A 12,076-nucleotide genomic window follows, 5' to 3' on the forward strand; every position below is an offset into this window, starting at 1 on the left:
CCCTTACCTATTCGATTACGCCGAGAATATCGTCTTCCCGCATGATCATGTGTTCGACGCCGTCGATCTTGACCTCCGTGCCGGCATAGCGGCTGAAGAGGATCCGGTCCCCTTCCTTCACGTTCAGGGGGATGCGCTTGCCCTCATCGTCCCGCCTTCCCGGACCGGCGGCAATGACCTTTCCCTCCTGGGGTTTTTCCTTTGCCGTGTCGGGGATGATGATGCCCCCGGCTGTCTTTTCCTGGTTTTCCGTCCGCAGCACCAGGACGCGATCATGTAATGGTACGATCTTCATTTCCTTTCCTCCTTAAACAAACAAGAATATGATTCCCTATCGGATTGGCATGCCCGGCATGCCTGTTTTTGCTGAGTACTGCAGAATTTCCATGCGGCGTAAGCAGGCATTAAGATAATCACGGAATGCCTCTTGTCAACAAAATGAGGGGAATTTTTTGTGGGGGTATTTTGGGCTGCCGGTTCTGCCCCGCGCAGAACGGGGGCAGAACCGGAAATCCTGCTGCTGCGGACTGGCCGGTCAGGCCGGGTGGACGGGATGGCTCAGGGGGCCATCCCGAAGGCATGCACCGTTTGGTGATGCGGTTATTCCGTGGAGATCGGAATTTTCTTGCCCTTGGTCTGGGCCTCCTCCGTTTTGGGGAGCTTGACGGTAAGGACCCCGTTTTTGAAGGCGGCCTCCACCTTTTCGAGATTGATTCCCCTGGGAAGGGGGATCACCCGGTGGAAGGAACCGTATGTCCTTTCCAGGCGGTAATAGTCCTTCCCCTTGTCTTCCTGTTCCTCCTTCTTCTCGCCTTTGAGCGTTACGGCATCGTCGGAAACCAGGACCTCCACATCCTTCTCGTCAATGCCGGGGATTTCGGCCGTGATGGTCAGCTCTTCATCGCTTTCCCTTACGTCGATGGAGGGGGTGAAACCGGCATAGCGATCTTCCAGCGCGCCGAAGGGCTCAAGGTCGAACCCACGGAAGAAATCATCGAAAAGCTGATTCATTTCCCGCTGCAGCGAGTAGAAAGGATGCTCTTCCTCGCGCTTTGCAGGCGTCTCCGTTTTCCTGCGGAGAGAGGGTAAAAGACTTCTGGTTGCCATGGTTCGTTCCTCCTTTATTGAAAGTATTTTATCCTGCCTTGATGGCAATTTTCTTTGCCGCGACAGGGGCCGCCTTGTGCAGGACGACTCGCAGCACGCCATTTTTCACGGACGCTTCAATCTTTTCCCTGTCCACGTCTTCGGAAAGGGTAAAGGTCCGCTGATAATCACCGACTTCATATTCCGCATAGTAGAGGCGTCGCCCCTGGCTTTCCTGCGGATCAACCGTTCCATGAATTTTCAGAACGTTCTTGTCCAGGATGACTTCGACCGAATTTTCATCAACACCGGGTACGTCTCCAATCAGAACCATTGTTTCCGGAGTTTCGTAAATGTCCACCTTGGGTACGAAAATCCGCGTGTTCCGTGTCCGTTCCGATTGAGCGGGCTCTTTTGCCGGCTGCTTTTCGTAGTTTTTATATTCCTGATCCATGAGATATCGTCCCTCCTCGGCTATTCGGATTTGATGGCTATTTTGCGGGGTTTGTCTTCTTCCGCACGGGGCAGATGAATCTGCAGGATTCCCTTTTCATAGTTTGCTTCAACCTTTTGCTGATCCACATTGAAAGGAAGCTGCAGTCCTCGGCTGAAACGGCCAAATCCCCTTTCCTGGCGATGATAACGGCAGCCTTCCTCCAGGGGCTCCGGTTCCCTGGATCCCTTGATATAGAGAAGATCTCCCTTGGTGGTTATCTCGATCGCACCGGGATCCATTCCGGGAAGCTCCGCCCTGACCAGGACGTCGTCCTCGCTGATCCACACATTGATCGGCGGATGCTGCTGGTCGTACTCCTGGGTCAACCCGGAGAAGAATCTGTTCATGTCCTTTTGAAAGCGCGTCATTTCGGGAAACATGTCCAACATCCGTCCCATTCTCCAAATTCCAGGTCCAAACATTTCGCCTTCCTCCTTATTTCATTTTATAAAAATCTTATTCTGTTCGGACATCCTCAACAACCATGCGCACAACATCTTCCCGATTCGTGGAATTTCCCTTTCCCCGGTCCCATCAAACCGGGGAAAGCATTTTGAAACGCAGAGTGTTCGTTTTCAGCAATGTCCTGATATCGTTCAGATATTTACGTTCCGACACTAATATAGTCACCAAATTTCCGTTGTCAAGGCAGGGAGGGAACAGGGATTTTCCCTTTTCCCCGGGTAAGCCTCCAGGATCATATTCCTGGTGCAGCACCGCCTCGGGTGGAGAAAGGCGAATGTCGCCTCGGGGGGTATGAAGGGGAAGTGAAGAGGAAAGCGGCACCGTTGGCCGGAGGGCCACGGTGCCTGAAAGGCGAAAGGCCGTTGGAGAGCCGTTATTCCTAACTGGAGCCCGATGCCTCGGCGCCCGGTCGGAGCTGACGGTTCTGATTCTGGAACCGTTCGAGTGAAGCCCTGAGCAGTTTGAGGTTTCCCGGAATGTTGTCGATGTTGTACAGATCCGCGCGGAAATTCAGGTTTCCCTCGCGGTCGATCCAGACTGTTTTATAAACGATGTGGACGGGAACGGCCTTGGGAAGCATCAGGGTCTTGTTCTTTCCTTTCCGGATCTCGGCCTGGAGGCTCCGCATCGACCACGGGTTGTTGGGCGAATCTTTCAGCAGGTAGGAGGCGAGATCCACGGGCTTTTCGATGCGGATACAGCCGTGGCTGAAGCTGCGCCGGTTCCGCGCAAAAAGGCTCCGCGTGGACGTGTCATGGATGTAAATATCCGCTTCATTGGAAAAGACGAACTTGACACGGCCGAGGGGATTGCCCGCTCCCGGTTCCTGCCTCAGGAAGTAGGGGAAATGATCCTTGGAGTATCTCGACCACTTGACGGATTCCGGGGCAATGGGACGGTTTTGATAATATCCGCCCGCGAAAACCTTCATGTTCTTTCCCGAGAGATATCCCGGATTCTTCTGGAGCTTGGGAAGATACTCCTCTACCGCGATGCTCCTGGGGACCCGCCAGTAGGGGTTCAGTTCGATCGACGTAACCCGGCTGCTCAACAGGTTGGTTCGCTTGTCGGTCTTGCCGACGATGGCCCGGATGTTCATCACCACGCTGCCGTTTTCCACCACTTCGAGATTGAAGGCCGGTATGTTGATCAGAAGATGGCGATCTCCCAGCTCCGAAGGCAGCCAGCGCAGCCGGTCCAGATTGACGGCGACCTGGCAGATGCGGACTTCCAGGGGGATATTCAGCTCCCGCAGCGTGGATGAGCCGACGGCACCGTCCTGCTTCAGGCCGTATTGCTTCTGAAACTGGGCAACGGCGGCTTCCAGCGACCGATCAAACAGATCCTCGGGCGTTTCCTTCAGGGAATCGGGCTTCTCCGAAACCGCCATCAGCCGGGTTTTCAGCAAGGGGACCCGCTTGTCGCGCATTCCTTTTTTCAGGGTGCGGCCCGCCGGGATGGTCGGCCATCCGCCATTTTCAGCTATATCTATGTAATTATTCAGAATATCATGAAGCTTCTGGTAATAATGAAAGCGGGGCGCCAGTTCCTTGAGGGTTCCCTCCAGATCTCCGCTCTCCAGGGCCTTGCTGAGCGTTTTGACGAGGTCCGTATGCCGCGGTTTGTAGACCCAGCCGGGATACTGCTTTTGATGATTGATCCTGCCGCCGGAGTAATGCGCGGCATAGGAAAAGAAGGCTTCCGTCAGCAGCAGGTCCAGGTCGATCAGGAGATCGGGGTTCAGGGGCTGATCCTGCTCCTTGTCCCGGGAAATCGTTTCCATGAGAGATTCGATGCGCTCGATGCCGTAATCCTGGGGGTACAGAGCTTCCCGGTGGGAGCGTTTCAGGAGGTGGAGCAGCTTCTCCGCCAGCACAGCCGATCCCTCTTCCCCGACCCAGGCCGGCCGGCCCTTCCGCTCCAGATAGAGGATTTTCATGAGCCGGGCGGTGTCTTCATCGTTGTAATCAAAATTCAGAAGAGAACGTCCCTTGGCGTTTACGATCCTCTGCAGCAGGCGGTCTGAAACGGCGTCAGGCGGACTGACGGCGTCCTGCATCCCCGTGGTGATCGACCAGGTCAGGACGACCCCGATCAAAATCAGGAGCTGGATAAGACGGGCTTTTTTAAACCTCACGGATAATCCTTCTTCATACGTTCGTTACGGCCGCGGCTCTTCAGCCGTCTGCGGAACCGGGGACGGCCATCCCCTATTCTTCCTTGACATAGAACTGCATCTTCAGACCTGCCACTTCCACAAGATCTCCGTCCTTCAGGTCATAACGGGAGTTCATTTCCTGTCCATTGATTTTCATGGATTTACCCCCGGAGGGATTGATGAAGTAGCCCTCTTTCCTCCGGTTGACCAGCGCGGCCACTTTGGGGGCGAAAAAGCCCCTGAGATGGATACCCGCACCGTCTTCCTTTCCGATGGTCGTCACCCTCTCCTTCAGGAGATAATCCCTTCTTTCCGTGGATCCATTCACGATCACGAAGCCCCCCAGGACGTCAGGCTTGTTCTTGCCCGTGGCGGCCAGAAGATTCTTCTGATCCTGCGGTGCGATCACCATGGTTTCATCCATGGATCTTCCCCTCAGGGTCGCGTTCCGGGGATCCGTGTCCCTGTTTCGGTCGGAAATCACTTCCAGGGTGTGAATTCCTACCAGGACCATGTCGCCGTTGAAAATTTCGCTTTTGAAAATTTTCTGCCCGTTGACATATGTTCCATTGAGGCTGTTCGTATCCTCAATGAAGAGGGATTCCCCTTCATTCGTGAACTTTGCATGATGCCCGGAGACAGCCTGGTTGTCAATCACAATATCATTGTCCGGCTTTCTGCCGATGGTTATGACATCTTGCTCGAGGGGGATTTCCTTGACAACGGCTCCTTTGAATTTCAATAAAACCTCCGCCATTCTTTACCTCCTGAACCATCTAAAAAATTTGAGAACCGACGCAAACCGGCGCTTCTTGGCAAGGTAACCCGTAACAACGGTGATATTGTCCTTCCCGCCCTTCTCGTTGGCCATCGTGATCAGCTTCTGGCACGCTACAGAAGGGTTGTCCAGGGATGCCGCCGTAAGCAGAATCTCTTGATCGGAAATCATCCCGGACAAACCGTCGCTGCAGAGAATCAGCACATCGCCCTCCGCCAGAGTCATCTCATCCAGATCGACATCCACAAAGGGTGCAATTCCCAGCGCCCTTGTCAGAACATGCCGAATCGTGGACTGTTCCGCTTCTTCTTTTGAGATCAGGTCATGCTTGACCTGCTCATATACCAGGGTATGATCGTCGGTCAACTGTTCAATTTCTCCTGCCCTGACCAGGTAAATCCGACTGTCTCCCACATGGGCGATGCTCAGTTTTCTGCCCTGGATCATGATGGCCGCCAGGGTTGTTCCCATGCCATGCAGCTGAGGATTGCTCTTTGCCGCTTCATGAATGGCCTTGTTGGCCAGCTGAATGGCGGAGCAAAGCTGATTGGTCTCATCCGAATAGTTTTCATTGTAACAGGAGGCAATCAAGGGGGCTTTGCCTTCTCCGGACTGCTGGAAATAATTCCGCAGAACGTCCACAGCCATTTTGCTGGCCACTTCTCCGGATGCGTGTCCTCCCATGCCATCCGCCACAGCCAGAATCCCCCGCTTGGGGTCCAGAAAAAAGTCATCTTCGTTGTTCGGTCGGATGAGCCCTTTATCGGTTTGGCCGGCAATATTCACTTTCAAGATCATCTCCTAAATGTTGGCATAAACGGCGAGGTCAGAGACGAATTCGCCGCCATTCTGGTAGCGCTTCTCCAGGTCCTTCTCGATGGCTTTGTCCACGATGTCCGCAAAGAGCTCCGGCAGGTGAGGAGCCCGCTCCCTGAGAGGCTTGGGAGCCGTTGAAGTGATTTTGTACATGAGGGTCCCGATGCTGTCTCCCTGGAATGGCTTTTCCCCGGTCAGCATTTCATAAAAAACGACGCCCAGAGAAAAAAGGTCCGAACGGCCGTCGATCTTCTGGCCCGAAATCTGTTCCGGCGACATGTAGCTCGGCGTCCCAAGGACGGCGCCCGTCTGGGTCTTCGAAGAGCTCATGACGCGGGCGATTCCGAAATCGGCGACCCGGATCTCGCCATTATTGAGGATCATGATGTTCGAAGGTTTGATGTCCCTGTGCACAACCCCGTTTCGGTGGGCATAGTCCAAAGCGCCGGCCACGAGGCCTACGATCCGGACGACTTCCGGGATCGGCAGGAGGCTTTCCCGGCTGCAGTATCTGACAAGGTCCGTTCCGTCCAGCAGCTCCATGGCCATGTAGGCGAGATCGGAATCCTCCCCCACGTCATAGATGGTCACAATGTTGGGATGGGATAGCTTTCCCGCGGCTTCCGCCTCCAGGAAAAACCGCTTCTTGGTTTCCAGGAGCCTCTCTTCCTCAATCTCTTCATAGCGCAGTGTCTTGATCGCCACTTCCCTGTTTATCTTCGGATCCTTGCCCAGGTAAACCGTCCCCATGGCTCCGCGTCCAAGCTCCCGGCTGATCTCGTAGCGTCCAATCGTCGGCTTGATTTCGGTTTCCTGCAGAATGACTGTATCATCCTTTCTGCTCCCGGCGGGCTGATGGTTGATGGTATCGCCCGCCAGTTTGATCCTCTGGATCCGGTCATTGATGTCCTTGAAGCTGCCGGCCTGGGCAATGTGGTTGTAAACGGCGGAAGCCTTTGAGAAAAGCCGCTTTCGTTCGAAGTCGAGTCCGAGATTGTACAGGAGCTCTTTCGTGGCTTTGTCCTCAACAGGGCACTTCCGGAATGTATCAAAGGCCATGTCCAGCATTCCCTGGCCCTGAAAGGAAAGCCCGAGCATTTTGCTGGCTTCCACGCTGTCCGCCTCGATGCTCTCCCGTGGGCTTTCGGAAAGGAGATAGTTCCGGGAGGCCGTAACGAGATATCCGAGAATCAGGACCAACGCGGGATGGACGGGTTTTATCCAACAGCCGTGGCCGGCGAGGAGATAAACGGCCGACCCGCACCAGAGGGCCAGCATGGCCAGCATGGCGGCGGCGCTGTACAGGAAGTTCATCCTGGAGGTGATCAGGATGACCAGGCATCCGAACAGGACCATGCTTCCCAGTTCGAGCCAGATGGCCCATGAAGGCCGCGTGATGTGCTTCTGGTAGAGAATGTTGTTCACCGTGCTGGCGGTCCCGAGCCAGGACGGGGTGTCGGGCCCGATGGGGGTGGCCTGAAAAGATCCCAGGCCGGTGGCGTTGAGGACAAGAATCGCAATCCTGTTTTTAAAGACATCGGGCCGGACTTTGTGGTTGATGACATCCACAAAGGAATAAACAGGGACATCCCCGCCGTAATGGATCAGCATCTGATGCCTGTCAAAGGTGGGAATGCGGGCGCTGCCGATTTCCAACCCGTTTTCCAGGCGGATGTGCTCCAGGTTGTATTTGAGGAACTTCAGGGTCAGCTGCAGGGCGAAGGAGGGGTAATAGCGATTTTCATAATGGATGAGCAGCGGTTCGCTGCGCACGGCGCCGTCCTTGTCGGGCTCCACGTTGGTGTGCCCCAGTGCCAGGGCCGGTTCCGCGAAGGCAGAAAGGGGCGAAATCAGTTCCCTGGCGGTCAGGCTCGGGGCCGTCGTGCTGAGCTTCACCGAATTCCGCATCAAATAATCGGGCAGGGCCTCCACCGCCGCGAGGGAGCCCCCCAGGACAAAGGACAGGGGGAGAACGACCTGGTTGCTCTCAGCGATGGCTGCCGCTAGTATGGTGTCTTGATCCAGCCGCTCTTCCGCTTCTTTCAGGCTTGTGTAAAGCTGTCCGTTGCGGACGCCCTTTGATTCCAACCCGTTGAGAAGATTGCGAATCTCCTCAAGTCCCTGGCCTTGGTCCTTTTCGGAAAGGGGAATGGCAACCCCGATGACCCTGGTTCCGTAAGCTTTCAGTGTGCTGATCATCTGGGCGAGGTGTCCCCTGGACCAGGGCCAGCGGCCGATGGCGGCAATGCTGTTGTTGTCGATCCCGATGATGACGACATTGGATGCCGGGGTCTTATCCTTCAAGGCGGAAATGGCATCATAGGCCTTGTATTCAAGTCGTTCCGTGGGGGTCCAACGCAGGATGCAGGCACCGGCCAGCAGAATGACAAGGAAAACAACGATGACCACATCTGCAGCGATCGAATTTTTAAGCCGGATCATAATTCCTCCTGGTTCTTGTCCCACCCGCTTCGTAGTAAAGGGAGCGTCTCCGGTGATGGAAATTCCAACAGAAGCGTCAAAATATGATGTTTCATGAGAGGGACGAGGCGTTCGGCATTTTCCTGCGGATGTTCTTCCCTTCAGGTGCTGTTCTATGCAAAATGTGACCCCAGATATGAGCAGAGGCCCCATAAATTTTTTTGTGCCGATCCATCCTGGTTCTTTTATGATCCATCCATGGGATGCGGATTGCGGCAGAAGGCATAAAAAGGGGTGGAAAGCGGGTGCCCGTGCAATTCGGCGGGCCCCCGATCAGGGGATTCAGAGGGCGGAGTTTGTTCAATGGATCAGGACATTGAGATCGTCGATGATGGACTGATAGTCCTGATACCGGTCCTCCGGCTTCTTGGCCATCATCTTCCCTATGATATCCGATAGATCGCTTGACAGGATGGGGTTTCTCTTCTTCAGGGGAACCAGCTCCTCATGGAGGTGCTTGAACAGGATCGCTTCGACGTAGTCGCCTTCAAAGGGGGGAACGCCTGCAAAAACGTTGTAAAACGTGGCGCCCAGGGAATAGATGTCACTTCGGCAGTCCAGCGGCTGGCCCATAATGGAGTCCGGAGAGGCGAAAAGGGGTGAGCCGACCAGGCCCTCGGCCTTCTTTTTTCTGCCGGTTCCGTCATTGACGATGGCGACTCCGAAGTCCACGACCTTCAAGATGCCCTGGTCGTCAATCATGATGTTGGCGGGCTTGATGTCCCGGTGGACGATGTTCTGCCGGCTGACGAAATCCAGCGTCCGGCAGATGGTGATGAAGTGTTCCAGCCCTTTGGCGGTGTTGAGATTATTGCGGTCCTTGATGATGTCTGCCAGGGTCCCCCCATTGATCAGCTCCATGGCGAAGTAGAGGACATCCTCGACCTGGTCGATGTAGTAGATCTGTGCAATGTTGGGATGGGTAAAACGGGAGACGAGGCGCGCCTCCTTGACAAACATGTCTCTGTAGGACGCGATGGAGGAGAGATTGTAGGAGATGACCTTGAGGGCCACGTTCCGTTCAAGGACAACATCCCATCCCTTAAAAACACCCCCCATGCCTCCGGCGCCGATAAAAGACACCGCCTTGTAGTTTCCCAGTTTCTTTCCCACCAGGCTGCGATAAAACTTGATTTCCAGCGCCTTTTCGCTTCTGGGCTCGCTGGAATGGTTCAATAGCGGATCGGCAGGCGCCTTCCTGTTGTCCGCCATCCGGATGATCATGTCGGCGTGAATTTTTTTCTGGATGGGCCTGTCCACCTCTGCAGATGGCTTTTTGACTGCGGACTTTTTCCCCTCCTCCTTCAGATTGACGACGTAATCGTATGTTTCGATCCAGTCGATAGACTGCTCCGTTTCCACCCCTATTTCCGCCGACAGCTTGTGGTTGTTGATGGAAATGTGCCGGATGTGGCTCTCGACGACGCATGTCCCGCAAGGCAGGGAGAACCGGATGTAAAGGGCCATGCCGAGCCGCCCGAGCAGGGAGGTTTCTATCAGCAGGCCCTGCCTGCTGATGTTTTTTATTCGTCCCGGAAGCCAGAGAATGGAATCGCGGGATAGTTCGATGTTCACCGTCTGTTTGGGGACCAGCCTTTCGCTTTTCCGGCACTCGGCCGGCGGCGGCGAAGAAGCGGCCTCCGGGGGCGGGGCAATGGATTGGTGAAACCCTTCGCCGGGCAATGCGGATATTCCCGCCCTGCCGGTCTTGGCGGGCAGTGTTTCAGCGATGCGTTTCATCAGGACGTTCGGGGCCCCGCTGTCCGGCGTATAGACGATGAAATCGGCGGCCCCCATGCCGAAAGCCTTCCCGGCGTTCCCTTGATCGTGGACGGGCACGAAAAAGACAAAGGGAATTTTCTTCAAGAGGGGAGTGTGCTTGATAAACTCCAGGAATTCATAGCCGCTGGAATCCTCCAGTTCGCTGTCGCAGATGATGAGCGCTACGGAATTGTTGGAGAGCAGATTCAGGGCGCTGCTCATGGCGGTGGCGGTAAGCACCGGGTATCCGGCCCCGAGGAGAGATTTGCAGACCACGTTCAGAAATTTCTTGTCGCGGTTGACTAACAGAATGTAGCTTCTAAGGTCCATAGATCTCGACATGAAGATATCCATTGGAAGTCACTGTTTTGAAGTGCAGGGGTCCTGGTGCATGGGCCTTGGATCGATCTCAGGACAGGGTCGTTTTCGGTTTGATGCAGACATGCAGGGCAAAGGACTGTGTCCCGACCTGGAAGATCAGCACGGCGACGGAGGTGTTCTGCAGATAGCCGATCTGGTGGCCGGGGCCGACGACGACCGAGGGAAGCGATATTTCGAAATGGTACGGTGTTCCCACAAATTCCTTTTTCGTGGAGCCGCTGATCATGTTTATGATTTCGCTGACTCCGTCATGGATCAATTCCGCATCGATTTCCCCCTCTTCCATTCCCATCATCTTCGCGACGATCGATTTGGCCAGATCCCAGTAGAACGTGACCACGAGCGTTCCCTCGGCATTGCCGGAAAGCCCCATGATGCCGGAAACGTCACCGAAGATTCTGATGGTATTGGAGAAGTAGACTTTCTTGAACTCCACATGGATGGAGGCCATGGTCTGCAGGATATGGCAGGTATTTTTGATGAAGGGGTCCAGGTATTCGAATTCCTCTTCGAGGGGCTCCCTGCCGGGGATCAGGTATCCGTTCATGATGTGCCTGCAGGCGGGCAGGGGATCGGACAGGGACAGGACTTCCGTTGCTCCGGCGATGATGTAGGGTTGCGACGGGATGTCTTTTTTCCGCGCGTTGATGAGAATGATGGGAATATTCTGAAAATTGCATGCATACCGAAGCTTGCAGATCTGCTGCACAACGTGTTCCTGGTTTCTGCCCATTTCCAGAATGATCATCTGATAGCCGTTGAGGGCGATCCCGTCATGAAATTGTTCATATTGAACATCGTCGTTTCCCCCGAACAGCCCGGAAACAACTTTTTCGACCTTTGGACTGCAGTCAATTCCAAGTATTCTCTTCATAGAATCCATCTCCATTTTCTGTTTCTGGTAAATTAGCCGGACCGCCTGATGGATTTCCGGGAGCTGTGACCCGGCCCGTCATGCCATGGCGCTTCTGAACAGATTCTGTGTTCAGGGGAGTCAGTGTTTTTCCAGCACCTGATGAATGGCATCGGTCAGCTGATCCGCGGTAAAGGGCTTGGTGAGATAACCCTGGGCGCCGGCGCGGATCGCTTCCTGTATCCGGTCTTCTTCAGATTCCGTCGATATCATCAAGACGGGAATCTTTTTGAAGCGATCGTCGCCGCGCATTTTTCTGATGACGTCGATGCCGCTCACAAGAGGCATGTTCCAGTCCAGGAGAACCAGATTGATCTCGCCGCCGCTTGCTTCCAGAAGGCTCAGCGCCTCCCTGCCGTTGCCGGCCTGCACGGCTTCGAAACCAATCGATGCGGCGGTCTTTTCGATAATGCCGCGTATTAAACGTGAATCATCTGCAACAATCGCTTTCATCCCTCTTCCCCCTTTTGCATAGTCGTGTTCCTTATTTTTTCAGAGCAATCACCACATCGGGATTGACTTTTCGGATGATGACCCTAAACTGGGCATGACGTCCATTGCGGTACGGTCAAGGTCAAACAATGTTCCCAAGGCTTTTCCGGCTAAAGCATCTTTTTCCTTCATGCTATAACTGTTCCGCCTGTGCGGTCCGGCCGGGTCGGGTATGATATTTGTCTGCCTTCATGGTCACGAATCTTTTCCGTGATCATGACCTACAGGGTGCGGATCGGATGCAGGGCC

The 12,076-nt window shown here is 54.7% G+C and carries 11 protein-coding genes; all 11 read right to left on the reverse strand.

What is annotated here, in order from left to right; genetic code table 11:
• Positions 1–7: 7 nt before the first annotated feature.
• The 11 genes from groES to ACJ77P_RS00260 all read right to left on the reverse strand — a co-directional run bounded on the left by groES (position 8) and on the right by ACJ77P_RS00260 (position 11,788).
• Positions 8–295, reverse strand: a complete 288-nt coding sequence (gene groES, locus ACJ77P_RS00210; RefSeq protein WP_367361278.1) for a co-chaperone GroES — start codon at positions 293–295, stop codon at positions 8–10.
• Positions 296–600: 305 nt separating this feature from the next.
• Positions 601–1,107, reverse strand: coding sequence for an Hsp20/alpha crystallin family protein (locus ACJ77P_RS00215; protein ID WP_367361279.1), 507 nt, complete (start codon positions 1,105–1,107; stop codon positions 601–603).
• A 28-nt stretch (positions 1,108–1,135) separates the two neighbouring features.
• The gene (locus ACJ77P_RS00220) at positions 1,136–1,540 is read right to left on the reverse strand and encodes an Hsp20/alpha crystallin family protein (protein WP_367361280.1); all 405 of its coding nucleotides are present in this window, start codon (positions 1,538–1,540) and stop codon (positions 1,136–1,138) included.
• Between the two features lie 20 nt (positions 1,541–1,560).
• On the reverse strand, positions 1,561–1,971 hold the full coding sequence (locus tag ACJ77P_RS00225) for an Hsp20/alpha crystallin family protein (protein WP_367361281.1): 411 nt from the start codon (positions 1,969–1,971) through the stop codon (positions 1,561–1,563).
• Between the two features lie 455 nt (positions 1,972–2,426).
• Positions 2,427–4,184, reverse strand: a complete 1,758-nt coding sequence (locus ACJ77P_RS00230; RefSeq protein ID WP_408998679.1) for a murein L,D-transpeptidase — start codon at positions 4,182–4,184, stop codon at positions 2,427–2,429.
• Positions 4,185–4,257: 73 nt separating this feature from the next.
• Positions 4,258–4,962, reverse strand: a complete 705-nt coding sequence (locus tag ACJ77P_RS00235) for an FHA domain-containing protein (protein ID WP_408998680.1) — start codon at positions 4,960–4,962, stop codon at positions 4,258–4,260.
• A gap of 3 nt (positions 4,963–4,965) precedes the next feature.
• A complete protein-coding gene (locus ACJ77P_RS00240; RefSeq protein ID WP_367361308.1) occupies positions 4,966–5,769 on the reverse strand; it encodes a Stp1/IreP family PP2C-type Ser/Thr phosphatase in 804 nt (267 codons plus the stop codon).
• 15 nt (positions 5,770–5,784) lie between these two features.
• On the reverse strand, positions 5,785–8,241 hold the full coding sequence (locus ACJ77P_RS00245) for a protein kinase domain-containing protein (RefSeq protein ID WP_408998681.1): 2,457 nt from the start codon (positions 8,239–8,241) through the stop codon (positions 5,785–5,787).
• A gap of 339 nt (positions 8,242–8,580) precedes the next feature.
• Positions 8,581–10,383, reverse strand: coding sequence for a protein kinase domain-containing protein (locus tag ACJ77P_RS00250; protein WP_367361285.1), 1,803 nt, complete (start codon positions 10,381–10,383; stop codon positions 8,581–8,583).
• 67 nt (positions 10,384–10,450) lie between these two features.
• Complete coding sequence (locus tag ACJ77P_RS00255) at positions 10,451–11,296, reverse strand: chemotaxis protein CheX (RefSeq protein ID WP_367361286.1); 846 nt, start codon at positions 11,294–11,296, stop codon at positions 10,451–10,453.
• A gap of 120 nt (positions 11,297–11,416) precedes the next feature.
• Positions 11,417–11,788 carry a response regulator gene (locus ACJ77P_RS00260; RefSeq protein WP_367361287.1) on the reverse strand — a complete coding sequence of 124 codons (372 nt, stop codon included), beginning with the start codon at positions 11,786–11,788 and terminating at the stop codon, positions 11,417–11,419.
• Positions 11,789–12,076 lie beyond the last annotated feature (288 nt).

Source organism: Syntrophus buswellii, assembly GCF_046097065.1.
In the GTDB taxonomy this organism is placed as follows: domain Bacteria; phylum Desulfobacterota; class Syntrophia; order Syntrophales; family Syntrophaceae; genus Syntrophus; species Syntrophus buswellii.